Here is a 24,911-nt window from a genome sequence, read left to right on the forward strand (position 1 = left end):
TTTAATTAACCACAAGTTATTAACTTCACAAAAATTTCAAATAATTGTCTTTGTATCTTATTTGAATAACCTTATTAAGGTATTTTAAAACTTGTTTCTGTATAAAGAATTGGATTTTTTTCTGGAATAGATTGACTTATGATTTCTAGATATTCTTCATTTGATATTTTTAAAATATTTCTAATGAGAAAATTAAGATCCTCCAAATCAGGTAAATAATTAATTTTATTGGAATTTTCATCTTTGATATCAACTTTGGCAAAAAGAAAAGTAGATTTATCTTTATAACTTTTTAGGTTGAAAAATTTTTTTGAGATCGTTTCTAGTTTTTTACTATCTATTAAAAAATTACTTATGAATTGCAAACCTCCTGATTCTATTGAATAGATATTTTCAAAAGTTAATTCTTTTATTGAATTGTTTTTTTCTTCAAGAATATCTTTGGAGTATATTGAGTAAATATCTTCATTTTGTTTTAAAGTATATTTGTTGAAATCTTTTAGTTTTTTCAAAGCACTTAAATCAAATTGATTTTCAGTATTTTTTTCAAATGTAAAAAGCCAATCTTTTTTTGAATTGAGAATTAAGATGTTTTGATTTGTTTTTTGGTTAAAATCTTCAAAAAAACTATTTTCAAAATTATTTATAAAAGGTTTTAGATATTTTTCAAAATTTTTAATTTCAGTAAAAATTGAAACTTGAGGATTATCTTTATGCGTATTTTCTTTATTTATAAACTTATCATAAGCAAGAATATCAATATTTTTTTTATTATTTAGTAAATATGATTTTAAAATTAAATGTTTATTTTTTAAATCAAATGTAGTAGCTACAATATCCTCATTTTTATTAGTAAAAATTTCTCTATCAAAAAATATACTTTCCCCAAATTTTTTTGTAAATAATATATTTTTTTGATTTTTGAGTCCAAAAAGTTCTCCTTCATATTGAAATTTTTTTTCTTTAAAATCATTACTTGAGTTAATACTATTTTCGATCAATTTTTTATCTGATGAAGCAATTATATAATTATCGTCGGTTCGGTATATATAGTTAAGGAAATTTATTTTGTTTTCTCTATTAATTGAAATTATCTCATCAATTTGATCAATTTCATTAGGCAAATTTAATAAATCGTCTATTGTTTTTTCTGGCTTAATTTTAAAAATAATCAAAATATCATCTTTAAGTTTTTTATTATTTTCAAAAAATGAGATTATAAGTTCATTATTATAGATATCTTCTAATTTATTGTTGCCTAGATCTATACCTAAGTAATCTAATATAGAGTCTTTTATTAAAACAAAGTCATCTTGTTTTGTTGGATTTTTATCTTTTTCATTATTATTAAAAATATGAAAACTATCTAAATTTGAAATAAATAATAATTTATTGTTTTTAGGTACATACCTTAAAATATTTAGTTGCTCAATATTTGTACTTTGCACCTTATTTTTATTAGCAGAAACTTTTTTAAAACCAAACAAAATTAATAAAGATAATAATAGTATTATTGCTACTAACCTAAGTTTCATTATCAATGTTTATTTTTATTTTTAACAATAAACTTCTTACTGCAACTTAATTTATTAAATTGTAAATAACACACAATTTATCCTATAAATTGGAAAGTTATCCAAAATCTATAAATGCTTCTACTCTCAATGATTGGTATAATTCCGAGAAAGAAGATCCAGTTTTGATTGATGTAAGAGAACAGACAGAGCTTGAAATAGCTCGTTTCTCAAAAGAATTTTTACATATACCAATTAGTAAAGTCACATCTGAAAATGTTGAAGAAATATTCGCTGGTTTATTAGACAGAGAAATTGTAGTTACCTGTCATGCAGGAATAAGAAGTTATAACTTTTGTCAGTGGTGCTTAGATAAAAATATTGTGAGCGAAATATGGAATTTAGAGGAGGGTATTGATGGATGGAGTAGATATGTTGACCCATCAATTCCTAGGTATTGATTAAATATCTAATGAAGATGCAACAGTATTAACATCTTTGTCGCCTCTACCAGAGCAATTGATAACTATGTGAGTATCTTTTTCAAGACTAGGGCATAATTTATCTAGCCAAGCAAAGGCATGGGAAGTTTCAAGTGCAGGTATAATTCCTTCTAGTTCACTAACAAGTTTTAAAGCGTCTAAAGCTTCTTGATCTGTGACTGATCCATATTCTGCTCTACCTATATCTTTTAAATGGCTATGTTCAGGTCCCACTCCAGGGTAATCTAAACCTGCACTTATTGAGTGAGCCTCTTGTACTTGGCCATTATCATCTTGCAAGAGAAGACTCATTGATCCATGCAAAATTCCAACTGACCCTTTAGTGATAGTGGCAGCATGTTTATCAGTATCAACTCCGCTTCCTGCGGCTTCAACTCCAATAAGACGCACAGAAGTTTCTTTAACAAAAGGATGGAAAAGCCCCATTGCATTTGATCCCCCACCTACACAAGCAAGCAAAATATCGGGCAAAGACCCAAATGATTCCAAACATTGTTTTTTAGTTTCTTCACCTATAACTGCATGAAAATCTCGCACAATCTTTGGGAAAGGGTGTGGGCCTGCAACAGATCCTAAAATGTAGTGTGTGGTTTCGACATTAGAAACCCAATCTCTAATGGCTTCACTAGTAGCATCCTTAAGTGTTGCAGTTCCAGAATTTACAACTTTAACTTCAGCTCCTAAAAGTTTCATTCTGAAAACGTTGAGGGATTGCCTTTTTATGTCTTCAGCACCCATGTAGATAATACATTTCAAGCCAAATCTCGCACAAACAGTAGCAGTAGCAACCCCATGCTGACCTGCTCCAGTTTCTGCAATTATTCTTTTTTTGCCCATTCTTATTGCCAATAAAGCTTGTCCAAGAGCATTATTAATTTTGTGAGCCCCAGTATGATTTAAATCTTCTCTTTTAAGCCATATTCTAGGAGTTGCTTGTTTATTTTTGTAATGTTCAGTAAGTCTTTTGGCTTCATAAAGTGGTGTTTCTCTTCCTACATAAGTCTTAAGTAGATGATTTAATTCTTCTACAAAAAGTTTATCTTTCCATGCATTAGATGCAGCGTCTTCAAGCTCAAAAAGAGCGGGCATTAGCGTTTCAGGAACATATTGACCACCATATTTTCCAAATCTTCCCTCTTTGGAGGGTTGATTTAAATCGTCATTTCTATAGTTTTGATCTTTGCGAGAAAATGTACTTACCACTTTTTCTATAGAATAAGTATTAACTAACTATAGATTATTTTGAAAATAATGGGAAAAAAGAATTGGATTGAATTTGATAATCAAGAAAAGAAATCTGAAGAAACAGCTAAGGTAGATACTTTTAATAAAAGATCAAAAATAAATATTTCAAAACAAAAAAAAGGTAAAAAGGGCAAGACTATAACTTTAATTAGAGGTTTAGGCACTGATGATGAAATCTTATTAAAAGAATTACTAAAAAAAATCAAAGTTTTTTGTGGGACTGGAGGAACATTAATTGATAGAAATATCCAGTTACAAGGCGATATGGTATCGAAATCAATTGAGTTTCTTCGTAAAGAGGGATTTCATAATTTATGAAGCAAGGGTTAGGATAGGTTTTTAATTTTGATGAAGTAAAAAATGAAAGAACAAAATCAAACAAAGTCAACCAATATAAAGTGGCACAACTTAACTATTGATAGAGAAAAGTTAGAGCAAATGAGAGGTCATAAAGGTATGGTTATCTGGTTTACAGGTTTATCTGGTTCTGGGAAAAGTACTTTGGCCAACGCTTTAAATGAAGTTTTACACTTAGATGGTTTTTCGACTTATGTGTTGGATGGAGATAATATTAGACACGGTTTATGTAAAGATCTTGGTTTTTCGGATGAAGATAGAGAAGAAAATATAAGAAGAATTGGCGAAGTTGCCAATTTATTTATGAATGCTGGGATAATAACTATTACAGCATTCGTTTCGCCATTTATTAGTGATAGAGATAAGGTGAGAAAAATTATTGGATCTAAAGATTTTATTGAAGTTTATTGTGCTGCTGATATCACAGTTTGCGAAAATAGGGATACTAAAGGTCTTTATAAGAAAGCTCGCTTGGGTGAAATTAAGGAATTCACAGGAATTTCTAGTCCATATGAAGCTCCTCTTAATCCCGAAATTGTTGTTGAAACAGGTTCGTTAGATTTAAATGATTCCGTTGAAAAAATTATTAACTACCTTAAAAAAGAAAACTTTCTTAACAAGGCCTAATAGAAAAATATTAGTTCAATTATTTTGAAGATAATTGTTAGGTCCAATATTTGATAACTTACTATTTTTAGTTCTTACCTGTGAATGTAGATTTTCTCTGAATTCTTTCAAATTTTTCTTTATGGATTCATCAAATAAACTGATCATCTCTATTGCCAATAATCCAGCATTCTGACCTCCATTAATTGCAACTGTTGCAACTGGAATTCCAGCGGGCATTTGAACGATTGATAAAAGAGAGTCAATCCCCTTAAGTGTCTTACTCTCTACTGGCACGCCAATTACAGGAATGCACGTTATGGATGCCAGCATTCCTGGAAGATGAGCAGCACCCCCAGCTCCGGCAATTATTACTTTTATGTTTTCTGATTCTGCATTTTTTGCATATTCCATCATTTCAATAGGTGTTCGATGTGCAGAAAGTATAGAAACTTCAGTTTTTATTCCAAATTCTCTTAAAATATCAATGGCTGGTTTCAATGTTTTTAGATCTGAATCACTACCCATTACGACAGCAATTTTATAAATATCTTTAGAATTCAATTCTGACAAAATAACAAATCAATTCTTTCCTATAATGGCGTGCAATTAATTTGGCGCCAGTTAGTTAGTATAAAAAGAATAAATTTTCATAGAATATTATGACGTCAAATAAGATTATCGAAAAAAGTGAAGTAAGAGAGTATTTTAATGGTACTGGCTTTGAAAGATGGAATAAAATTTATAGCAAATCTGATGAAATTAATACAGTTCAGAAAAATATTAGGAAAGGACATCAAAAAACTGTAGATGATGTAGTCTCATATATCAAAAATTATCCTGAACTAACAAAAAAAAGTTATTGTGATGCAGGCTGTGGTGTAGGAAGTCTTTCCATACCTTTATTAAGACTTGGTATAAAAGAACTACAGGTGAGCGATATTTCTTCTGAAATGATTAAAGAAACAAAAAAACGCATTCATGAATTAGGTTTGAGTCAAGGTAAAATTAAATATGAAGTCTGTGATCTGGAAAAATTAAAAGGATTATTTGATGTTGTAGTTTGTTTGGATGTATTTATTCATTATCCTCAACCGGTCGCAGAAGAAATGGTCCAACATCTATGCGATTTAAGCAAAGAAAAACTAATCGTTAGCTTTGCTCCTTATACTCCAGTTCTTGCTATTCTAAAAAATATTGGAAAATTATTTCCTGGGCCAAGTAAAACTACAAGGGCATATACATTGAAAGAAAAGGGTATTATTAATGCTGCTAAAGAAAGAGGATTTAAAGTTGTTAAAAAGAAATTAAATCAAGCTCCTTTTTATTTTTCAAAACTAATTGAATTCGAAAAAATTAAATAATCTATTTTACTAAATGATTTTCAAGTGCATAACGAACTAGTTCTGTTCTGCTAGATGTACCTGTCTTGATAAAAAGTCTACTTACATATTTTTCAACATTTCTAATAGATGTTTCAAGCTGTCTTGCAATTTCCTTGTTCATCAGACCCTCTGCTACTAGTTGAAGTACACTTGCTTCTCTTGGAGTAAAATTAGGAATATTTATTTTATTTTCTGAATCAGTCGAATTTTGGTCTGTGAGCATAGATTTTATTTCAGTAATTTGCTTCGCCATTTTGCTTACGTCAATATCTGCGAATCGTGCTGCTTCTTTCAGTAAACGTTCTTGTCTGTTGATTACATTTTTAACTCTTGCAGCTAATTCATCGGGATCGAAAGGTTTGGAAATATAATCATCAACTCCTGCAAGATAACCTTCTGTTCTGTCTAGGGTCATTCCTTTTGCAGTTAGAAAAATTACTGGAGTTCCTCCTAATTTTTCATCCTCTCTAATTTTTTCTAATAAATCATAACCGTTGGCTCGTGGCATCATAACATCGCTAATTATCAAATCGGGGAAAATTGTTTGAGCTTTTTCCCAACCATCCTCGCCATCAACTGCAATAAATATTTCAAAGCCTTCATCTTCTAGAAATGTTTTAACAGCTGTTCTTAAACCAGGCTCATCATCAACTAATAAAATTCTTGATTTTCTTGGCAGTTCATTATTTATTTGATTAATTTCATTCATTTTTTAAATTCTTAAATTTGTTTTTCTAGTAATAAACAGAATTTTATATACTAAACATTATGCTATCAACTCCCATACTACTAGATTATCAATCTTCGACTCCTTGCTCTAAAGATGTTGTTGATTCTATGAAACCTTTTTGGAGTGAGATATTTTCTAACCCTGCAAGCAAATCTAATTTGGCGGGGATTAAAGCAAGCGCTATATTGGAAGCCTCAAGAGAAAAAATAGAACAAAATTTATTTCTTAAGAATAAAAAAGTTATTTTTACAAGCGGGGCAACTGAATCTAATAACTTAGCCTTATTAGGTTTTGCTAGAAATTTCTATAAAAAAACAGGAAATTATGGACATATTATTACCTTAAAAACAGAGCATAAGGCCGTTTTGGAGCCCCTAAACCAACTAAAAAAAGAGGGATTTATGGTTACAGAAATTAATCCTGGGAAAGATGGCTTAATTTCAGAAGAAAAATTCAAAAAAAATATAAGAGAAGATACATTTCTGGTGAGTATTATGTTGGCAAATAACGAAATAGGAGTCATCCAGCCTGTAGAGAATATTTCAAAGATATGTAAATCGCGAGGAATAACTTTTCACTCTGATTTTGCACAATGTTTAGGTTATATCGACTTAGACAATCTTTTATCAGATGTAAATATGATAACGATGAGTTCTCACAAAATATATGGTCCTAAAGGGATAGGACTTCTTTTGATTGATAAAGAAATGCATCTTGAACCTTTAATTGTTGGAGGAGGTCAGGAATATGGTCTCAGGTCTGGTACATTACCTCTTCCTTTAGTAGTTGGCTTTGCTAAAGCAATAGAGATAGCAGTTTTTAATCAAAAAAATAATTCTGAGAAATTACTTTTCCATAGAAATACCCTTTTAGAGGGTTTGTTAGAAAATAATTCTGGTTTATTAATTAATGGCTCAATAGAAAAAAGATTACCTCACAATTTAAATTTGACTGTATTGGATCTAAAAGGAGCAAACTTTCATAAACTTTTAAAATCTAAAATAATTTGTTCTAGTGGATCTGCATGTAGTAATGGTGAACCATCTCATGTTTTACTAGCCTTAGGTAGATCTTTCAAAGAAGCAGAATCTTCAATAAGGTTAAGTATTGGATTAAGCACTAATTCAAAAGATATAAAAAAAGCAATTCATATTCTTACAAATACGATCAGATCATTACGCTAGAAATTATTGGCTCTTATTTTAATTGAGCAATTCTTAATTTTCCACTTCTAGCTCTTTTATTAAGTTCGACTTCTTGTTCTGAAGGAGTTATTGGCTTTTTTGTCAGGTTTTTTAGTCTTTGATCATTCTTAAAAGAATTTTTAACTAACCTATCCTCCAGGGAATGAAAACTAATAATAGAAATAATACCTCCTGGCAAAATCCATTCAGGGACAACTTGCAAAAATTTTTCTAATACTTCAATTTCTTTATTTACAGCAATTCTTAGTGCTTGAAATGTTCTTGTTGCTGGGTGTATTTTTTTATATCTTTGTTTTGGTGGAAAGCAGCCTGCAATAGAATAGGCTAATTCTTTTGTCCCAGAATATTTCCCATTTTCTTTCAAATCCATTTTAATTTTCCGAGCAATCTTTCTTGATAATCTCTCTTCTCCATATTTATAAATTAGGTTAGCTAGATCTTTTTCATTTAAAGCCTCAATTAATTTCTCTGCATCAACCTCAAGAAAAGGATTCATGCGCATATCAAGCGGACCATCTTTTTGAAAACTAAATCCTCTTTTAGGGTCATCAATTTGGTTGCTATTTACTCCAAGATCTGCAATCACAAAAGAAACTTTTTCTTTTGGCATAAAATCCGCAAAATTTGTAGACCTAATATCAAGCCTATTTTTAAATTCATCAAGTTTTTTTGATGCTGATTTTCTTGCGAATGGATCTTGATCAAGTCCAATTATATTTAAATCCGTATATTTTCTTAATAAATGATAAGAGTGCCCGCCTCCGCCTAAAGTTGCGTCTATTCCTTTAAGTTGGTTGTTATGGATTAATGGGTAATGCTCTAATGAGGCCATAATCTCATCTGTCATAACTGATTTATGATTGAAAAAAGATGAATCAGATAGGTCAGTTTGCATAACTTTCGACTAAGATTTATTTAGAAGTTAAATTTCGAATGGCTCAGCTAGAGACTAGAACAGAACCAATGGTGGTCAATTTTGGCCCTCACCATCCCTCAATGCATGGTGTTTTAAGGTTAGTTGTAACTCTTGATGGTGAGAATGTCATTGATTGTGAGCCAGTAATTGGATATTTACATAGAGGAATGGAAAAGATAGCTGAAAATAGGACAAATGTAATGTATGTACCTTATGTAAGCAGAATGGATTATGCAGCAGGAATGTTTTATGAAGCTATTGTAGTAAATGCTCCTGAAAGATTAGCTAGCATTCCAGTTCCTAAAAGAGCTAGTTACATCAGAGTTCTAATGCTAGAACTCAATCGTATTGCTAATCATCTTTTGTGGCTCGGTCCCTTTTTAGCAGACGTAGGAGCTCAAACTCCATTTTTCTATATTTTTAGAGAAAGAGAAATGATATATGATCTCTGGGAAGCTGCTACTGGGCAGAGGCTGATAAATAATAATTTCTTTAGGATAGGCGGTGTTGCATGTGATCTTCCATACGGATGGTTAGAAAAATGTATAGACTTTTGTGATTGGTTTGGACCAAAGATCGATGAATATGAAAAATTAATCACAAATAATCCAATTTTTAGAAAAAGAATAGAAGGTCTGGGAACTATACAAAGAGAACAGGCAATTAATTGGTCTTTGTCTGGGCCAATGCTTAGAGCTTCTGGAGTCTCCTGGGATTTAAGGAAAGTCGATAGTTATGAATGTTATGACGATTTTGATTGGCAGATTGCTTCAGAAAAAGAAGGTGATTGTTACGCGAGATATCGAGTAAGAGTTGAGGAGATGAGACAATCATTAAGCATCATTCGCCAAGCCTGCAAAATGATTCCAGGAGGTCCAACAGAAAATTTAGAGGCTCAAAGAATGGCGACTGAAGATAAGAAAAGTGAAATATTTGGTATTGACTATCAATATGTAGCTAAGAAGGTTGCTCCAACTTTTAAAATTCCTAATGGAGAATTGTATACAAGATTAGAGTCCGGTAAAGGGGAAATAGGTGTATTTATTCAAGGAAATAATGAAGTTACCCCATGGAGATTTAAAATCAGAGCAGCTGATTTAAATAATCTGCAAATATTGCCTCATATTCTTAAAGGTGCCAAAATTGCCGATATTATGGCAATACTTGGCTCAATAGATGTAATTATGGGATCTGTTGATAGATAAGTTCTTTAAATGAAACCTGCTGATTGGTTAATATTGCAGAAGAAGGTGAGATTTGGCGATTGTGATTCTGCAGGTGTAATTCATTTTCATAACTTATTAAAATGGTCGCACGAAGCTTGGGAAGAGAGTATTGAAATTTATGGGATTCCTTATCAAGATATTTTTCCAGATTTTTCTATAAGTAAAAGTCAAATTATTTTTCCCATAGTAAATTGTGAAGCAAACTTTCTTGCGCCTATAAAAATTGGAGATTTCTTAAAAGTAAAAATTGCCCCTCATAAAATTAATACTCATTTGTTCCAAGTAAATAGCTTTTTTATAAAAAATGGAAATAAAGTAGCAGAAGGTAAAATAATACATTGTTCTTTAGATGTTGATTCAAGAAAGAAAATAGAACTTCCAGATCAGTTAGAAAGATGGATAGAGGCTTCAAATGTAAGTACAAATTTAAAAGAATGCTAATTATTATTTTTTAAATTTATAGTTTATTTTTTCTGTATTGGTATTTTTGTTTTTAACAATCCACTTTTCAGGTTTTTCATGATTAGGCCAACTTTGAGAAAATTTTTTTAATAAACTTAATGAATTTTCAATATTTTCACGATTTGTATGTTCTTTATATTCAACAATTATCTTAATTCTATTTCCCCATAATTTGTCGGATAATTTTGAAATATTGAATTTATCAATTGGGATATTTTCTTTCATAATGAAATCATTTAATCGAGTTTCAATTAATTTTGGAAAAACGATTTCTCCTCCTGAATCAAAAGCGTTATCACCTCTTCCAAGAAAATTTAAATATAAAGTATTATTGATTTGATTAATTTCACCTAAATCTCCGGTTTGCCACCATCCTTTTTTATTTTTGAAATTTTCAGTTTTTGAAGAGCCTATTATTTCGATTCCAATTCTGGCTGATTTAATCTCGATTAATCCTTGTGCGTTAATTCTTATTTTTGAATCAGGTAGTATTTCACCAACATTTTCAAAACCCATTAAGAATTCTTTTGGTTTTAAACTCGTAACCATTGCTGCTGTTTCAGTTGATCCGTAACAAGGTGCTAATTTTATTTTTTCTTCTATACATTGCTTTGCAGTTTCGCTTGAAATTGAAGCTCCACCTACCCAAATTAGATCAAAAATTTTCAGCCAACTAATGCCATCTTTTTGAGTTAGAAGTCTTTGCAACTGGGTAGGGACTAATGACGTAATTAAGTGTTTTTTGTTTTTTTTTGATTTAATTGTAAAAAGTAAAAGTTCACGAGTTTTTTTTATTAAATTCGGAGAAATATTGATACAATCACATCCCCAAGTTTGACTTCTAAAAATTGGCATTAATCCACTTATATGGTTTAGGGGTAAAGTATTTAAAATTAAGCAGTTTTGCAATTCAAATCCTTGATCTATTAGCCATTGACCAGATGTAGCTGCAGATAATTGAAGATTATCTAAATGGTGAAAACATTTTCTCGGTTTCCCAGAACTCCCACTACTGTTTAAGATAATTGCTGGACCATTTTCAGTAATTGAATCTAATACATCTTCATCTTTATAAAATTTGTTTTTTACATAAATAATTTTATTCTCTCTAATTTTTTCAAAAATTTTCTCTATAGATTGAGTTTCGTTATTTTCAACTTCAATAGTATGAATTTTATTTTTCATAGTTGATCCCAAATCTTGTTTGCGTCATTTAAAAATAGAAATGAATTAGGGAAATTATTAATTGCTAAACCAGGTACTTTTGGAGTGGGTCCTTGTAATTGTAGAGAAGATAAATGATAGAGCCATCTCTTACCTATTCCAGTTTCAAATGAGGTACTTATAGATATTAAAGCTTTTTTATTTTCTAACTCTCTTAAAAGCTTAACAGGATTATTTTCTTGAGAAGGCCTTCGAATTTGCCAACCCTTCCACTCATCAATCAAAGCTGGAAATTTTAAAAGTGATTCGTCTAAGGCTATTGGGATTTTTTTGTTGAGTTCTTTCATTCCTTCAATATCATCAACACAGAGAGGTTGTTCTAACCAATCTATATTTTTGTTATCTTTCAAAATATCAGCCCATCTATTCGCTATTTTTCTCCCCCAAGATCCATTAGCATCTATTCTTAACTTAATATTATTGCCTATTTGGCTTAAAATTTCTTCTAAATTTGCTTCTTCCTCATGGTTATCTCTTAATGCTACTTTCCATTTTACGGTTACTGATTGTCTAATATTAGATAGTCTTTTTTTAATTTCATTTAGCTCTGAAATTACTCTTTCAGAATTTAAAAGTATCGCTGTTTTATCAATTTCATCAAAGGCATAGTTTTCTTTAAAAATTATTTTTCCATTTATCTCAGCTAATGCAGAATTTATTGCAGATTGAATGCATGGGTGAAAACTATTTATTTGCTCAGATAAATTAAATACTTCTACATTCTCAGGGATCATATTTAATTGTTTTGAACATTTTTTTAAGTCTTCTTCTTGAAGTGGTGAAACTTCTCCAAACCCAATTTTTTCATTTCTTGTTAATTTAATTATCCACCCCAGTTTTGTAAGATACGTGGTTTTAGAATTTTTTACTTTTGTAGATAACTTAAAGCTGTAAGATTTTTTTTTAAATATTAAGTTCATTTATTAAGCAAGTAATTAAATATTAATCCTGTGATTAAGCCAACTCCATTAAGAGTTTGAAATTTTATTGCAATGAATTTGGAATTTTTTATTGCAGAAGGTTTTTTATATGAAGATTTTAATAAATTTATAAGTCTTATTGCTTGAGGAAAACTAATTAAATAAAGGATACAAAACACTGGAATAAAGCCAGTAAATATAGTTAAAAGTTGAAAAATATATATTGTAAAAATTATCCAAGGTACAAATTGAGAACCTTTTTTTGCTCCTAGGCGAACTAGAGGTGAATTTTTCCCATGCTTTTTATCCTCAGAAATTTGATGAAAATGAGAACAAAATAATACAAGAGTTGTTGCTAATGAAGGTCCTGAACCAAGTAATAAAGAAACTTTCCAGGGAATATCTTCGAAGTAAATATTAGAAGGATTTAACGCAATTAAGACTGCAGAGTAGGCAAAAGGTCCAAATGCAAGCCAGCATAATGGTTCTCCTAAACCTTTATAGCCAAATCTAAAAGGAGGTCCTTGATATAAATATCCTAAAAAGCAGCAAGCTGCCACCAAAATCAAAATGTTTATACTTGCTGATACTGAAATAATTGAAATTATTAATAAACCAATAACTAAAGATGAATATGCAATAAATGAAATTATTTTTTTATTTTTTACAAGATTTACAATTGAATGGAATTTAAATTCATCGATTCCTGTTTCTGCGTCGAATAAATCATTAGTTAGATTTTCCCAAAGTAATATCAAAATTGCAGCTAAAGTAAATGCAATCAAATTATAAATTTTTACCTTTTCATATTGATTTAGCAAATAAGCCCCTGTTATTAAAACTGGAAGTATTGCAACAGAATAAAGAGGCCATTTTATTGCTTGTTTCCATAATTTTTTTTTATCTTCGTCCATTTTTAATTAACATACAAAATTAGATAATTATTCAATGTAGTTTATAAATTGAGTTACATTTTTTACTTTATTGCATGATTTTTAGTTATTTTCAATAAGTAATGAAAAATGATTTAAACTTAACAGATTTCTTAAAAGATGTATTTTCCTCTTTCGACAAGAAAGTTGAAAATTCTGGATTAGTAAGTATTTGTGTTGAGATTCCTTGTATTGATTTATTTCAAGTTTATGAATTGTTAATCAATAAATATCCTTTTTCTTCATTTTGGGAGGAATCTGATGGCATTTCATATATAGCTTTAGATAAGTGTAAATATGTTACTCTTGATGGTCCAAAAAGATTTGAGGTAGCAAAAGAGTTTAATTCTGAGAATTTTAAAAATTTAATTAACTTAACTAATGAATCACATAATTCTGCACTTTCAAAAATAATTTATCTATTTTCTTTCTCTGAAAATTTGAATAATAAGAATTTACCTTCAGATATACCTAGTTTGGAAGCCATCTTGCCAAAAATATTAATTACTAAAAGTGATAATAATTGCTGGTTAAGAATCAATGGTCATGTTGAAGGTAAATCATCATTAAGAACATTAATTGAAGAAATATGGACAATTAGAAATCAAGTTATTAATTCTGAGCCAAAATTAATAAAATCATCCGACTTAAAAACTAGTTTTGATTCCCCTTTTATTGACGATTTCTCACGCTCCTTAGAAACTTCTAAAACAATTATGAATAAAGTAGTAAATAGAGGAATTCAATTAGTAGAAAAAGGTATCCTCGAAAAGATAGTTTTAGCGAATAGGATTAAAATAAAATTTAAAAATAAATTAGATTTAGTAGGAATTTTAAAAAGATTTAAAAAGAAGCAACCAAATACATGTAGATATGTTTGGAAAAGGAATAGTAAGGATATTTTGTTTGGAGCATCTCCAGAAAAATTATTTTCTTTTTCTAAACCTAATTTAACTTTAGAGGCTCTTGCTGGAACGATCTCTACTAATTCAAATTTTAAGAAACTCTTAAAAAGTACTAAAGAATTAAAGGAACATAATTATGTAATACAGTATTTGATTAAATCTTTAGAAGTTTCAAAAATAACAAACTTTAAAAAAAGTGATATCAAGGTAAATTCATTTGGAGATATTTCTCATTTACAAACACTTATTTTCTCTAAAGTTGAAAATATTTGTCCTTTTGAATTGCTTAAAAACCTACATCCATCTCCGGCTGTTTGTGGATACCCAAAAAATGCAGCATTGGATTGGATAAACACTCTTGAGTCTTTCCCTAGAGGAAATTATGCTTCTCCAATGGGTTGGGTTGATTCATCAGGCAATGCTTCATTTCTTTTGGCAATAAGAGGAGCAAGATGTATTGAAGAAAATATTGAATTTACTGCAGGTTCAGGTATAGTTTCAGGCTCCGTTTTAGAGAAAGAAATAGATGAGATTAAATTAAAATTTGAATCTATAGTAAAACAGATATTTTGCTCTAAAAATCCTAGATAATTTTTACTAATTTTTCAATAACTTCCGCTGAAACATTTTTATTGGATAAATTTTCTATTTCTCTTAAACCTGTTGGACTGGTTACATTAATCTCGCTAAGCATTCCATTTATTACATCAATACCTACAAAAAACAAACCCTCATCTTTGAAGTGTTGAGATAATTCTGAGCAGATACTTTTTTCTTTTTCTGTTAATAATGTGGGTTCAGCCTTGCCTCCCATCGCTAAATTACTCCTAAAATCGCCTCCTTGAGGAATCCTATTTATTGATCCAATTGCTTCTCCGTTTACGATAATTATTCTTTTATCACCCTCTATTACTTCAGGAATAAATTTTTGCATCATAACGGGTAATTCTTCTTGAGAAGTGATTAATTCAATGATTGATTTAATTCCTGGAGAATTTTTATTTATCCTTATAACACCTTGACCACCTTTTCCTCCAAGAGGTTTTATGACTACTTCATTATTTATATTTGCAAAATTAATAAGATCTTTTACCTTACTCGCAACTATTGTAGGTGCCATTAAGTGGCTGTATCTTAAAGCACCTAGCTTTTCATTCCACGCTCTTAACGATGAGGGTTTGTTAATTACTTTTACTCCTTTTCTTTCGGCAACTTCTAAAAGATGGGTTGCATATAAATAAGCCTCATTTACAGGAGGATCTTTTCTCATCCAAATGCAATTAAATTCGGCGAGAGGTATGCAATCATTCTCTTTGAAAGAAATCCACGGAATTACTTCAACTTTTACGGAAGATGCCCATACTTCATCACCTCTAGCTTCCAGGTCTTGAGGAGTACAACTCCAGATTTCAATATTTTTTTTTGATGATGCTTGCATTAAAGCAGCAGTTGAATCTTTTAAGGGATTTATATTTTTAATTGGATCTATTACGAATAGAAATTTCATAAGATCTAGTTTAATAATGCTTCTAATTTATTTTCATTTTCTAATGCGTAGAGATCATCGCAGCCTCCGATACCCTCATTATCTATAAATATTTGTGGTAATGTTCTTCTACCATCAGCTCTTTCAATCATCAATGCTCTGGCATCTTCGTCGCCATCTATTTTATATTCTGTAAAATTTACATTTTTTTTCTTGAGTAGTGATTTTGCTCGAATACAGAATGGGCAATATTGCCAAGTATAAATTTCAACTTTGGACATTTTTTTAAAATAATACTTAGTTTATACTATTAAACAAAAGTGCTTGTTAGATTATAAATAACGATTAAATTCTATTTTGATAGATATTACAGATTTCAAAAAAGATCTTTCGGAACTAACAGAGCGCCTGGGTAATGCTCAGGATTGTCTTTGACGTTCCGAGATTAAAAGCGAAAAAGAAAGAGTTAGAGCAAATTTCTGCTCAGCCTGAATTTTGGGAAAATAAAGAAGAAGCTAAAAAGCAAATGTTAATCCTTGATGATGTCAAAGCACAACTCGAATTGTTAGATAAATGGAAAACTTTTATTTCTGATGCTAATGCCTCTCTTGAGCTTTATTCTCTAGAACCCGAAGAGGAAATGATTTTAGAATCGCAGCTGGGATTAAAGAAATTAAGAGAGAATTTGGATAAATGGGAATTTGAAAGATTGTTATGTGGTGAATACGATAAGGAAGGAGCAGTAGTTTCTATTAACGCAGGTGCGGGTGGAACAGATGCGCAGGATTGGGTAGAGATATTATTAAGAATGTACTCAAGATGGGCCGATAATAATCAAATGAGCCTTGTCATTAATGAATTATCTCAAGGAGAAGAAGCAGGTATTAAAAGTGTAACGTTCGAAATTGATGGAAAATATGCATATGGCTATCTGCAACATGAAAAAGGAACTCATAGATTAGTAAGAATTTCTCCTTTTAATGCCAATGGCAAAAGACAAACCAGCTTTGCTGGGGTGGAGGTTATGCCAAAATTAGATGATAATATTTCACTTGATATACCTGAAAAAGATTTAGAAATTACAACGAGTAGATCCGGTGGAGCTGGAGGACAAAATGTTAATAAAGTAGAAACAGCAGTGAGAATTGTTCATTTGCCTTCAGGGATTTCAGTAAGATGTACTCAAGAAAGATCTCAATTACAAAATAAAGAAAAAGCTATGTTACTTCTAAAGTCTAAACTATTAGTGATTGCTAAAGAACAACGAGCTGCTGAAGTCGCTGATATTAAAGGTGATATTGTGGAAGCTGCATGGGGCAATCAAATAAGAAATTATGTTTTCCATCCCTATCAAATGGTAAAAGATCTTAGGACTATGCAGGAGACTAACGAGTTAGATAGTGTTTTAGATGGTGGACTTGAACCATTTATTCATGAATTATTACGTATGAATATTTCTTCTAATGAATCTATTGAATAACTAATGGAAAATAACAACGAAATTTTAGAAAAAAAAGTTTCTCCTCCAAGCTTTATAAAGCTTGCTATGCGAAATATGGTAAGGAAAGGCTCAAAAAGTATTTCTCATTTTTCAATAACCTTTCTAGTTTTAATTGGGATATTAATACTTGTGGCCACAATAGGTAAGCCCAATATTCCAGTTTAAGAATGTATGAAAGAAAAAATTATTTCTGAAATAAATTTAGATTTGGTTTTTCAATGTAATGATTTCTCTCAATTTTCAAATAAGTTAAAAGATACTAAAACTCATCTTATTTTTGAATCTATTTTTTGGGAGAAAGTTTTTTTATCTTGGATAAATACAATATTAAAAAAAGAGGATTATGAATTACCAAATTATATTTTTGAAAAAAAATCTTTTTCATTAGGCTTACAGATAATATCTAATCAAGAAATTGCTTCTTTGAATAAGAAATGGATGCAAAAAAATGGTCCAACTGATGTTCTATCTTTTCCAATTATTTCTGATGAATCTCTAAATAATTTAGATCATATAGAGTTGGGAGATATTTTTATATCATTAGAGATGGCACTTGAGCAATCTTATGAATATAAACATTCAATCTATAGAGAGATGATCTGGTTGGCTAGTCATGGATTTTTACATCTTTTGGGATGGGAACATAATAATGAGCATGATTTAGAAAATATGTTAAATTTCCAAGAATATTTAATTACTAGTTTAGATTAAAAATCAATGGAAAAAAAATTAAACTATTTAGAAAATAGAAAAGAATCATACAAAACTTCTAGTAATGTATTTATAAGTTTTAAGTATGCTTTCAGTGGTATTAGTTATGTATTAAAAACTTCAAGAAATTTTAAAATTCAATTAATTTTTGCAGTTACAAGTTTAATAATTGGTTTTTTACTCAAAATTAGTCTAAGTAATTATGTTATTTTGATTGCAACAATAATGTCTGTTTTAATATTAGAAATATTGAACACATCTATTGAATCAATCGTTGATTTAGTAGTGAAAAAAGAATTTAGTATTTTGGCTAAAATTTCAAAAGATACTTCTGCCGGCGCAGTATTATTAGCTTCCATTAATTCTGTTATTATTGCTGTATATATCTTTGTTCCTAAAATAAAGTTGTTATTTTAAATCCATATAAATATGTTTCTTGTTATTGATAATTACGATAGTTTTACTTATAACCTTGTTCAATATTTAGGAGAACTTTCAGTTGAGCATGAAATAACTAAAGAATTAATAGTTAAAAGAAATGATGAAATTACTCTAGAAGAAATTATCAAACTAAATCCTGTTGGAATTCTCTTATCTCCAGGTCCAGGTAATCCAGATCAATCTGGAATTTGTCTGCCAATTCTAAAAAAATTATCTAAAAATATTCCGACCTTGGGAGTTTGTTTAGGTCATCAAGCTTTGGCCCAAGCTTTTGGAGGTAAGGTTATAGTTGGGAAAGAACTTATGCATGGTAAGACGTCCAAAATATTTCATAATCAAAAAGGATTGTTTAAAGATATCGAGACTCCATTTGTGGCTACTAGATACCATAGTCTTATAGTTGATTCAAGTTCTTTACCATCTTGTTTCGACATAACTGCGACTTTAGAAGACTCAACAATTATGGCTATCTCTCATAAAGAATATAAACATTTACATGGGGTACAGTTCCATCCTGAAAGTGTGTTGACGCAATTTGGTCATAAATTAATTAGTAATTTTCTAAAAATGGCTGAACAAAAGTAAAATAAAAAAAAAATTAATATTATGATTTCTCAAATTAAAAACTTTTTATTTTTGATATTAGTTAGCTCTTTTTTACCTACCTCATTATTGGCAAGGAACTTAGGAATAAAAAGTTTGGGACATAGTAGTTTTTTAATTACTAGTGCAGATAAATCTATTCTTATAAATCCCTTTAAAGCAATAGGTTGTGCAAGTAATTTAAAGGAGCCAAAAGAAGTCAACATAGATTTTATTTTGGCTAGTTCTAGGCTTCCAGATGAAGGATATAACCCTAATGATCAATTAATGTTCGTTGAGCCAGGAATCTATCAATTTGAGGATATTATATTAAATGGAATTTCTGTACCACATGACAGAGTAGATGGAAGAAGATTTGGGATGGCAACTGTTTGGAGTTGGGAGCAGAATGATCTTAAAATTGTTCATATGGGAGGAGCTGCTGGTGATATTGATATAAACAGTCAAATTATTTTGTCTAGTCCAGATATATTGTTTATTTCAATTGGAGGAGGAATAAAATCTTACAATGGTAAAGAAGCCTCAAAAATAGTTAAGCTTCTAAAACCTAATGTAGTTATTCCTGTTCACTTTGAACGCGGCAAAAAAATTAATAAAGAATGTGATTTCTCAAATGCTGATTTATTTATCGAAAATATGAAAGATTTTAAAGTAAAATATGTTGGAAAAGATTTTCAAATAAAACCTAAAAGAATCGATCAAAATACAATTTATATTTTCAGTAATTAATTTTTTAAATCTAATATCTTGTAAGTGTCCCAGAAAAAAATCATTTGTTCTTTAGTTCCAATACTAACCCTTATAGAATTACCGATATCTTTTTTGTTTTCCATACTTCTAATAAGAATACCTTTTTCTCTCATCTGTTTTATTAAGATTTTAGGATCTTTTTTTGGCCAAATTAAAAAATAATTACCTCCACTAAAGTGAGTTCTGATGTTTGTTGATTTAAATTTATTTAAAATCCATTCCCTCGCCTTTTTTACTTCTAAAACATAATTATCAATATATGATTTGTCTTTAAGTGCTGCTAATGCAGCTGTTATAGCAAAGCTGTTTACTTCATATGGTCCTGTAACTTTATTAATGTACTGAATTAAACTTTTATTGCCAAAAGTAAAACCAATTCTTAAACCAGCTAGTCCTGCAGTTTTTGAAAGAGATTGGATTATTAGTATATTTTTATTCTTTTCAAAATCTATCGATTCAAGAAGACTATCTCCATTAAATTTTTCATATAGTTCATCAACAACTATTAATGAATCGTTATTGATATTGGCTAAATTAATTATTTCATGAGAGCTTAGAACAGTTCCTGTTGGATTATTTGGATTGCAAATAAATATTAACTTTGGATTATGCTTTATCATTTTTTCCTTAAATTCTTCGATGGGGAATAGAAAATTTTCTCCAATATAAGAACAACTTATTTTTTTCATTCCTCGGATTTCTGCACAAGGAGAATAGTAACCAAAAGTTGGATTTGTGGTTAGAAATATCTGATCTTTTTCTCCAAAGCAACTGAAAATTGCATTTATTGCTGCATCTGCTCCATTGAAAATTCCGATTTCATCATTACCAAATTTTCTTGAATCAAGATATTTATCACATAAAAATTTTTTTAAAAAATTATATTCTGGATAAATTGAAATCTCATCTAATTTTATAGCTTGTAATGCCTCTAAAACCTTGGGACTTGGACCTAAAGTATTTTCATTAAAGTCTAAGCGGAGTAAATTTCTTCTATTTTCTAAAGGTGCAGAGTAAGACTGCATATTTATTATTTCTTCTCTTGGTTTTGGGAAAAGATTATTTAATGGATTAAAATCATTCATTACATTCTTTCTAAAGTTTCAATTCCTAAAAGCTCTAAGCTTAATTTTAGTGTTTTTGCAGTTAGGTCACATAAATTAAGCCTAGAGATTTTTGTATTTTTTTCTTCTTTGAGGATTGGAACTTGATCATAGAATCTATTAAAAGTCTGACATAGCTCAAATAGATAATTGCATAATCTATTTGGCATTAAGTCTTTTTCAATAGAAATTATGACTTCATCGAACCTATGTAATTTTCTGATAAGTTTCCACTCAGATTTATGTTCATAATTTACGTACTGAAAATCTTTAGATTCATAAACAAAATCATTTTTTCTTTTAATTCCTAAAATTCTTACAAGTGTATATAACAAATAAGGAGCAGTATTACCATTAAGGGAAAGCATTTTATCAAAACTAAATTGATAATTAGTAATCCTATTTTGACTTAAATCTGCATACTTAACAGCTCCTAATCCAATAATTCTTGAAGTATTTGCTATAAACTCTTCCGTCTCATAACGATCTTCATCTTCTAATCTTTTCAATAAATCTTCTTTTGCTCTTCTAACTGCTTCATTTAATAAATCTTTTAGGCGTATTGTTTCACCTTCTCTTGTCTTTAGTTTTTTGCCATCAATTCCTTGAACTAAACCAAAAGGGACATGGTCTACTTGACAATTTTCTGGGATCCATTTTGCTTTTTTTGCAACTTGAAAAACTCCAGCAAAATGATTTGCTTGCCCATGATCAGTTACATAAATAATTCTTGAAGCATCATCGCCATTAGGAGGTTTATTAAATCTGTATCTTATAGCAGCAAGATCTGTGGTGGCATAATTAAAACCTCCATCTTTTTTTTGAATAATTAGCGGTAAAGGTTTGCCTTCTTTATTAGTCATACCATCTAAAAATACACATTTTGCTCCTTGATCTTCTACTAATATTTTTTCTAAATTCAAATCATCAATAACTGATTTTAAGAAGGGATTATAAAAAGATTCACCTCTTTCTTCTATTTTTATTTTTAAATTTTTATAGATTTCATCAAATTCTTTCCTTGATTGATCACATAATAATTTCCAAGCTTTAATCGATTTAATATCTCCACTTTGTAACTTAACTACTTCCTCTCTAGATCTTTTTTGGAATTCAGATTCGTTATCAAATCTTTTTTTTGATTCTTTATAAAATTCAACTAAATCACTTATCTTGATCTTTCCTATTTCTTCTAGATCATTTGAATATAAATCTTTAAGCTGAGTAATAAGCATGCCAAATTGTGTTCCCCAATCACCAACATGATTGAGTCTTAATACTTCATAACCTCTTAACTCGAAAATTCTAGATATTGAGTCACCTATTATTGTTGATCTTAAATGCCCTACATGCATTTCTTTAGCAATATTAGGGCTAGAAAAATCTACAATAACTTTATTGGACAAACCACTATCTAAATCTTTTCTAATTAGAGGTATGCCAGCCCTATTGCATTGAATATTTGACTTAATTTCATTTATTAGAACCTCATCTTTTAATTTTATATTTATAAATCCAGGTCCAGCTATTTCTAGACTCTTACATAATTTTGCTATGCTTTTATTTTTATTTAAAAGGTTAATAAAATCATTAGAAATATCTCTTGGGTTCTTTTTATATATTTTAGATAAACTTAAACAAACATTACATTGATAATCACCAAATTCCTCTTTTGATGATTGTGTAATTAAATTCTTGCTAAGAATTGCGAATTCTCCTTTTTTATCATTTTTTTTGAGACTTTCTAAAAGAGATTGTTCAAATTGTTTTGTTAATTCTTTAAAAATGATTAGCATTAATTATTCAATTATTTATCTATATGATTAATTAATATAACGCATACTCAAATCAATCCAATTACTTTTGGTGATTGAAGAACTTGTTGAAATCAAATCAATACCTTTTATTAGATATTTACTAATTTCTTGAGGGTTTATTCCAGAAACTTCTATTATCAAATTTTTATTGACTTCTTTTTGGAGACTATTAATTGATAACTCTCTTAATTCTTGAACGTTTTTTTTGATTATTTCAGGACTAAGTTCATCTAATAAGACACTATCCGCTCCTGCTAATACTGCTTCTTTTGCCTGGTCGATATTTTCAGCTTCAATTATGATATGAGTTGTAAAAGGCGAATTTAGGCGAATATTTTGTACTGCATTCTTAAGATTATCTGTCCATGCAATATGATTTTCTTTGATCATAGCAGCATCGTATAATCCCATTCTATGATTCACCCCACCTCCGCATTTGAATGCATATTTTTCAAATATTCTTAAGCCAGGAGTCGTTTTCCTAGTATCTGCTAATTTTATATTTGTGCCTTCTAATTTATCTGTAAGATTCTTTGTATATGTTGATATTCCAGATAAATGCATTGCTATATTTAAGCTGATCCTTTCACTAGCGAGTAAACTTTTTGAAGGCCCATATATTTCTAAGAGTTTTTGATCTTTAACAAATTTATCTCCATCAGAGATATTAAATTTTGGACTGATTTTTAAATCAATTTTTCTAAAAATTTCTTTTATAATTTCAACCCCGCAGAATATACCCTCTTCTTTTGCAATCCAATATGCATGACCATTCTCTTCTGTAATAGAGGAACTTGTAAGATCTCCCCTACCTATATCTTCATCGATCCAATTATCAATGATTTTACTTATTATTGGAGTATTTAAATCCACTAAACTAAGAAATAATTAATTAATAAAAATTAAACTGAAGTTAGAGAATCAACTATATATCACTATGTAATTTAACTCAAATTTATTTACCAATACAAAACTTAGAAAAAATATTATCTAGAAGTTCCTCTGTTAATTCTTGACCAGTTATTTTAGATAAGTTTTGAATTCCATCTCTCAGTTCAATTGATAACAAATCAAATGGCAATTTATGTTCAATTATTTCATCAGTATCATTTAAATTAGATAAGCAAGCAGACAAATTTGTTAGATGTCTTTCGTTTAAAAATATATTGATATTTTCTACTTGTTTTAATCCGCATTTTTTTATAATTGTGTCTATTAATAATCTTTCACCATCATTATTCTTAATACTCATAAGAATTGTGTTTTTTAACTCATTTGAATTAATATTTTTGCAATCAATTAAATCTTTTTTATTACCCAAAATAGTAATTAATTTTTCTTTGGGAATTTCTTGTATTATTTTTTTGTCTTCTTCATTAAATCCTTCTTCAAGACTATAAATATAAATTATAAAATCTGACTCTTTTATTTTCCCAAAACTTTTTTTAATTCCAATACTTTCAATTTGTTCATGAGTTTCTCTTATGCCAGCAGTATCAATTATTTTCATTGGAATATCATTAATAGTTAAATTAACTTCAATAACATCTCTAGTTGTTCCATGAATATTAGTTACGATTGCTTTCTCTTTTTTTGCAAGCAAATTTAATAAAGAGCTTTTACCAACATTTGTTTTACCTATAAGCGCAATGGATATTCCATTGTGAATATATGAATTTCTTTTTGCATTTTCTATTAGTAATTCTATTTTTTCTTTGACTTTTATAATGTTTTTTAGATATTTGGTGTAATCAAAATCTGTGAAGTCTTCTTCAAAATCAACTCTTGCTTCTATTTCGCAAAGTTGATTAATAAGGTCATTTTTAATATCATCAATTTTTTTCTTTATTTCTCCTTGAACCCCGCTAAAGGCTAACTCTGCTGATCTGGTATTGCTTGCATTAATTAATTGATTAATCGACTCGGCTTGAGTAAGGTCTATTTTCCCATTAAGAAAAGCTCTTTGACTAAATTCTCCTGGGTTTGCAAGTCTAACTCTAGAATTACTAGATAATAATATCTTTAAAACTTTATTTACTATGATAATTCCGCCATGGCAATGAAGTTCAACTACATCCTCTCCTGTGAAGCTATTTGGGGATTTCATCACTAAAATTAAAACCTCATCTATAAATTTATTTTGTTTATTTTCCTGAATAAAACCACGAAAAACCCTATGTGATTCCCATGCATATTTAGATTTAGTTTGAACAATCTTTTTGCAAGAATTTATTGCGTCTTTCCCTGATACTCTTATTATCGCAACTCCTCCCTTCCCAATACTTATAGCTGAAGCAATTGCGGCTATCGTATCTTCTGTAGTAACTATCGAATCCATCTCTCGCTTTGTTATGGATAATTAAGTAAGA

Annotated in this window: 28 protein-coding genes; 14 read left to right on the top strand and 14 right to left on the bottom strand. The window is 29.5% G+C overall.

Features of this window, described 5'->3' with window-relative positions:
- Positions 1-74: 74 nt before the first annotated feature.
- Entirely contained in the window at positions 75-1,535 is a 1,461-nt protein-coding gene (locus tag EW14_RS00965; RefSeq protein ID WP_042849663.1) for a hypothetical protein, read from the bottom strand.
- 89 nt (positions 1,536-1,624) lie between these two features.
- Between EW14_RS00965 and EW14_RS00970 the strand changes: the two genes are divergently transcribed.
- Positions 1,625-1,975 carry a rhodanese-like domain-containing protein gene (locus EW14_RS00970; RefSeq protein ID WP_042849664.1) on the top strand — a complete coding sequence of 117 codons (351 nt, stop codon included), beginning with the start codon at positions 1,625-1,627 and terminating at the stop codon, positions 1,973-1,975.
- Here EW14_RS00970 and trpB read toward each other — a convergent pair whose 3' ends face one another.
- Positions 1,976-3,220, bottom strand: coding sequence for a tryptophan synthase subunit beta (gene trpB / locus EW14_RS00975; protein ID WP_042849666.1), 1,245 nt, complete (start codon positions 3,218-3,220; stop codon positions 1,976-1,978).
- Between the two features lie 48 nt (positions 3,221-3,268).
- Between trpB and EW14_RS00980 the strand changes: the two genes are divergently transcribed.
- Positions 3,269-3,580 carry a translation initiation factor SUI1 gene (locus EW14_RS00980; protein ID WP_042849667.1) on the top strand — a complete coding sequence of 104 codons (312 nt, stop codon included), beginning with the start codon at positions 3,269-3,271 and terminating at the stop codon, positions 3,578-3,580.
- Between the two features lie 42 nt (positions 3,581-3,622).
- Positions 3,623-4,246 (top strand): adenylyl-sulfate kinase, encoded by a 624-nt coding sequence (gene cysC / locus EW14_RS00985; protein ID WP_042849668.1) that lies wholly within the window; start codon positions 3,623-3,625, stop codon positions 4,244-4,246.
- A gap of 15 nt (positions 4,247-4,261) precedes the next feature.
- On the opposite strand, the gene purE is transcribed toward cysC, so the two are convergent.
- Positions 4,262-4,798 carry a 5-(carboxyamino)imidazole ribonucleotide mutase gene (gene purE / locus EW14_RS00990; RefSeq protein ID WP_042849669.1) on the bottom strand — a complete coding sequence of 179 codons (537 nt, stop codon included), beginning with the start codon at positions 4,796-4,798 and terminating at the stop codon, positions 4,262-4,264.
- 89 nt (positions 4,799-4,887) lie between these two features.
- Here purE and bchM point away from each other — a divergent pair, with 89 nt between their 5' ends.
- Entirely contained in the window at positions 4,888-5,589 is a 702-nt protein-coding gene (gene bchM, locus EW14_RS00995) for a magnesium protoporphyrin IX methyltransferase (protein WP_042849670.1), read from the top strand.
- Between the two features lies 1 nt (position 5,590).
- Here bchM and EW14_RS01000 read toward each other — a convergent pair whose 3' ends face one another.
- Complete coding sequence (locus tag EW14_RS01000; RefSeq protein ID WP_042849671.1) at positions 5,591-6,319, bottom strand: response regulator transcription factor; 729 nt, start codon at positions 6,317-6,319, stop codon at positions 5,591-5,593.
- 59 nt (positions 6,320-6,378) lie between these two features.
- Between EW14_RS01000 and EW14_RS01005 the strand changes: the two genes are divergently transcribed.
- Positions 6,379-7,524: a cysteine desulfurase family protein gene (locus tag EW14_RS01005; RefSeq protein ID WP_042849672.1), complete on the top strand. Its 1,146-nt coding sequence runs from the start codon at positions 6,379-6,381 to the stop codon at positions 7,522-7,524.
- A 13-nt stretch (positions 7,525-7,537) separates the two neighbouring features.
- Here EW14_RS01005 and rsmH read toward each other — a convergent pair whose 3' ends face one another.
- Entirely contained in the window at positions 7,538-8,440 is a 903-nt protein-coding gene (gene rsmH, locus EW14_RS01010) for a 16S rRNA (cytosine(1402)-N(4))-methyltransferase RsmH (protein ID WP_042849673.1), read from the bottom strand.
- A gap of 38 nt (positions 8,441-8,478) precedes the next feature.
- Here rsmH and EW14_RS01015 point away from each other — a divergent pair, with 38 nt between their 5' ends.
- Both EW14_RS01015 and EW14_RS01020 read left to right on the top strand, forming a co-directional pair.
- A complete protein-coding gene (locus EW14_RS01015; protein ID WP_042849674.1) occupies positions 8,479-9,666 on the top strand; it encodes an NAD(P)H-quinone oxidoreductase subunit H in 1,188 nt (395 codons plus the stop codon).
- 9 nt (positions 9,667-9,675) lie between these two features.
- Positions 9,676-10,128, top strand: coding sequence for a thioesterase family protein (locus tag EW14_RS01020; protein ID WP_042849675.1), 453 nt, complete (start codon positions 9,676-9,678; stop codon positions 10,126-10,128).
- 3 nt (positions 10,129-10,131) lie between these two features.
- Here the strand turns inward: EW14_RS01020 and EW14_RS01025 are convergent, their stop codons facing one another.
- From EW14_RS01025 to menA, 3 genes are read right to left on the bottom strand one after another with little or no spacing between them, the layout of a single operon-like run.
- Positions 10,132-11,334 carry an AMP-binding protein gene (locus EW14_RS01025; protein ID WP_042849676.1) on the bottom strand — a complete coding sequence of 401 codons (1,203 nt, stop codon included), beginning with the start codon at positions 11,332-11,334 and terminating at the stop codon, positions 10,132-10,134.
- Positions 11,331-12,293 carry an o-succinylbenzoate synthase gene (locus EW14_RS01030; protein WP_042849677.1) on the bottom strand — a complete coding sequence of 321 codons (963 nt, stop codon included), beginning with the start codon at positions 12,291-12,293 and terminating at the stop codon, positions 11,331-11,333. Before EW14_RS01030 ends, EW14_RS01025 begins: the two co-directional genes overlap by 4 nt.
- Positions 12,290-13,207 (bottom strand): 2-carboxy-1,4-naphthoquinone phytyltransferase, encoded by a 918-nt coding sequence (gene menA / locus EW14_RS01035; RefSeq protein ID WP_042849678.1) that lies wholly within the window; start codon positions 13,205-13,207, stop codon positions 12,290-12,292. Before menA ends, EW14_RS01030 begins: the two co-directional genes overlap by 4 nt.
- A 101-nt stretch (positions 13,208-13,308) precedes the next feature.
- Here menA and EW14_RS01040 point away from each other — a divergent pair, with 101 nt between their 5' ends.
- The gene (locus EW14_RS01040; RefSeq protein ID WP_042849679.1) at positions 13,309-14,721 is read left to right on the top strand and encodes a chorismate-binding protein; all 1,413 of its coding nucleotides are present in this window, start codon (positions 13,309-13,311) and stop codon (positions 14,719-14,721) included.
- Here the strand turns inward: EW14_RS01040 and gshB are convergent.
- On the bottom strand, positions 14,714-15,637 hold the full coding sequence (gene gshB, locus EW14_RS01045) for a glutathione synthase (protein WP_042849680.1): 924 nt from the start codon (positions 15,635-15,637) through the stop codon (positions 14,714-14,716). The genes EW14_RS01040 and gshB overlap by 8 nt on opposite strands.
- Positions 15,638-15,642: 5 nt before the next feature.
- On the bottom strand, positions 15,643-15,897 hold the full coding sequence (gene grxC, locus EW14_RS01050) for a glutaredoxin 3 (protein ID WP_011817672.1): 255 nt from the start codon (positions 15,895-15,897) through the stop codon (positions 15,643-15,645).
- Between the two features lie 76 nt (positions 15,898-15,973).
- Here grxC and prfB point away from each other — a divergent pair.
- From prfB to EW14_RS01080, 6 genes are all read left to right on the top strand, one after another.
- Positions 15,974-17,096 (top strand): peptide chain release factor 2 gene (gene prfB / locus EW14_RS01055; protein WP_156095652.1). Its coding sequence is split into 2 segments (ribosomal slippage): positions 15,974-16,048 and positions 16,050-17,096, totalling 1,122 coding nucleotides; the frame shifts between segments, so codons are not numbered across the junction.
- Between the two features lie 3 nt (positions 17,097-17,099).
- Entirely contained in the window at positions 17,100-17,282 is a 183-nt protein-coding gene (locus tag EW14_RS01060; protein ID WP_042849682.1) for a DUF3285 domain-containing protein, read from the top strand.
- Between the two features lie 6 nt (positions 17,283-17,288).
- Positions 17,289-17,828, top strand: a complete 540-nt coding sequence (ybeY, locus tag EW14_RS01065) for an rRNA maturation RNase YbeY (RefSeq protein WP_042849683.1) — start codon at positions 17,289-17,291, stop codon at positions 17,826-17,828.
- A 6-nt stretch (positions 17,829-17,834) separates the two neighbouring features.
- Positions 17,835-18,245, top strand: coding sequence for a diacylglycerol kinase family protein (locus EW14_RS01070; protein WP_042849684.1), 411 nt, complete (start codon positions 17,835-17,837; stop codon positions 18,243-18,245).
- A gap of 12 nt (positions 18,246-18,257) precedes the next feature.
- Positions 18,258-18,854 carry an aminodeoxychorismate/anthranilate synthase component II gene (locus EW14_RS01075; RefSeq protein ID WP_042849685.1) on the top strand — a complete coding sequence of 199 codons (597 nt, stop codon included), beginning with the start codon at positions 18,258-18,260 and terminating at the stop codon, positions 18,852-18,854.
- A gap of 21 nt (positions 18,855-18,875) precedes the next feature.
- Positions 18,876-19,601: an MBL fold metallo-hydrolase gene (locus tag EW14_RS01080; RefSeq protein WP_042849686.1), complete on the top strand. Its 726-nt coding sequence runs from the start codon at positions 18,876-18,878 to the stop codon at positions 19,599-19,601.
- Here the strand turns inward: EW14_RS01080 and EW14_RS01085 are convergent.
- From EW14_RS01085 to mnmE, 4 genes are all read right to left on the bottom strand, one after another.
- Positions 19,598-20,707, bottom strand: coding sequence for a histidinol-phosphate transaminase (locus EW14_RS01085; protein ID WP_042849687.1), 1,110 nt, complete (start codon positions 20,705-20,707; stop codon positions 19,598-19,600). The two genes, EW14_RS01080 and EW14_RS01085, sit on opposite strands and share 4 nt — an antisense overlap.
- Positions 20,707-22,521 (bottom strand): arginine--tRNA ligase, encoded by a 1,815-nt coding sequence (gene argS, locus EW14_RS01090; protein WP_042849688.1) that lies wholly within the window; start codon positions 22,519-22,521, stop codon positions 20,707-20,709. Before argS ends, EW14_RS01085 begins: the two co-directional genes overlap by 1 nt.
- 27 nt (positions 22,522-22,548) lie before the next feature.
- The gene (gene nadC, locus EW14_RS01095; RefSeq protein ID WP_042849689.1) at positions 22,549-23,415 is read right to left on the bottom strand and encodes a carboxylating nicotinate-nucleotide diphosphorylase; all 867 of its coding nucleotides are present in this window, start codon (positions 23,413-23,415) and stop codon (positions 22,549-22,551) included.
- A gap of 82 nt (positions 23,416-23,497) precedes the next feature.
- Complete coding sequence (gene mnmE / locus EW14_RS01100) at positions 23,498-24,880, bottom strand: tRNA uridine-5-carboxymethylaminomethyl(34) synthesis GTPase MnmE (RefSeq protein ID WP_042849690.1); 1,383 nt, start codon at positions 24,878-24,880, stop codon at positions 23,498-23,500.
- Positions 24,881-24,911 lie beyond the last annotated feature (31 nt).

The sequence above is a fragment of the Prochlorococcus sp. MIT 0604 genome (assembly GCF_000757845.1).
Lineage (GTDB): Bacteria > Cyanobacteriota > Cyanobacteriia > PCC-6307 > Cyanobiaceae > Prochlorococcus_A.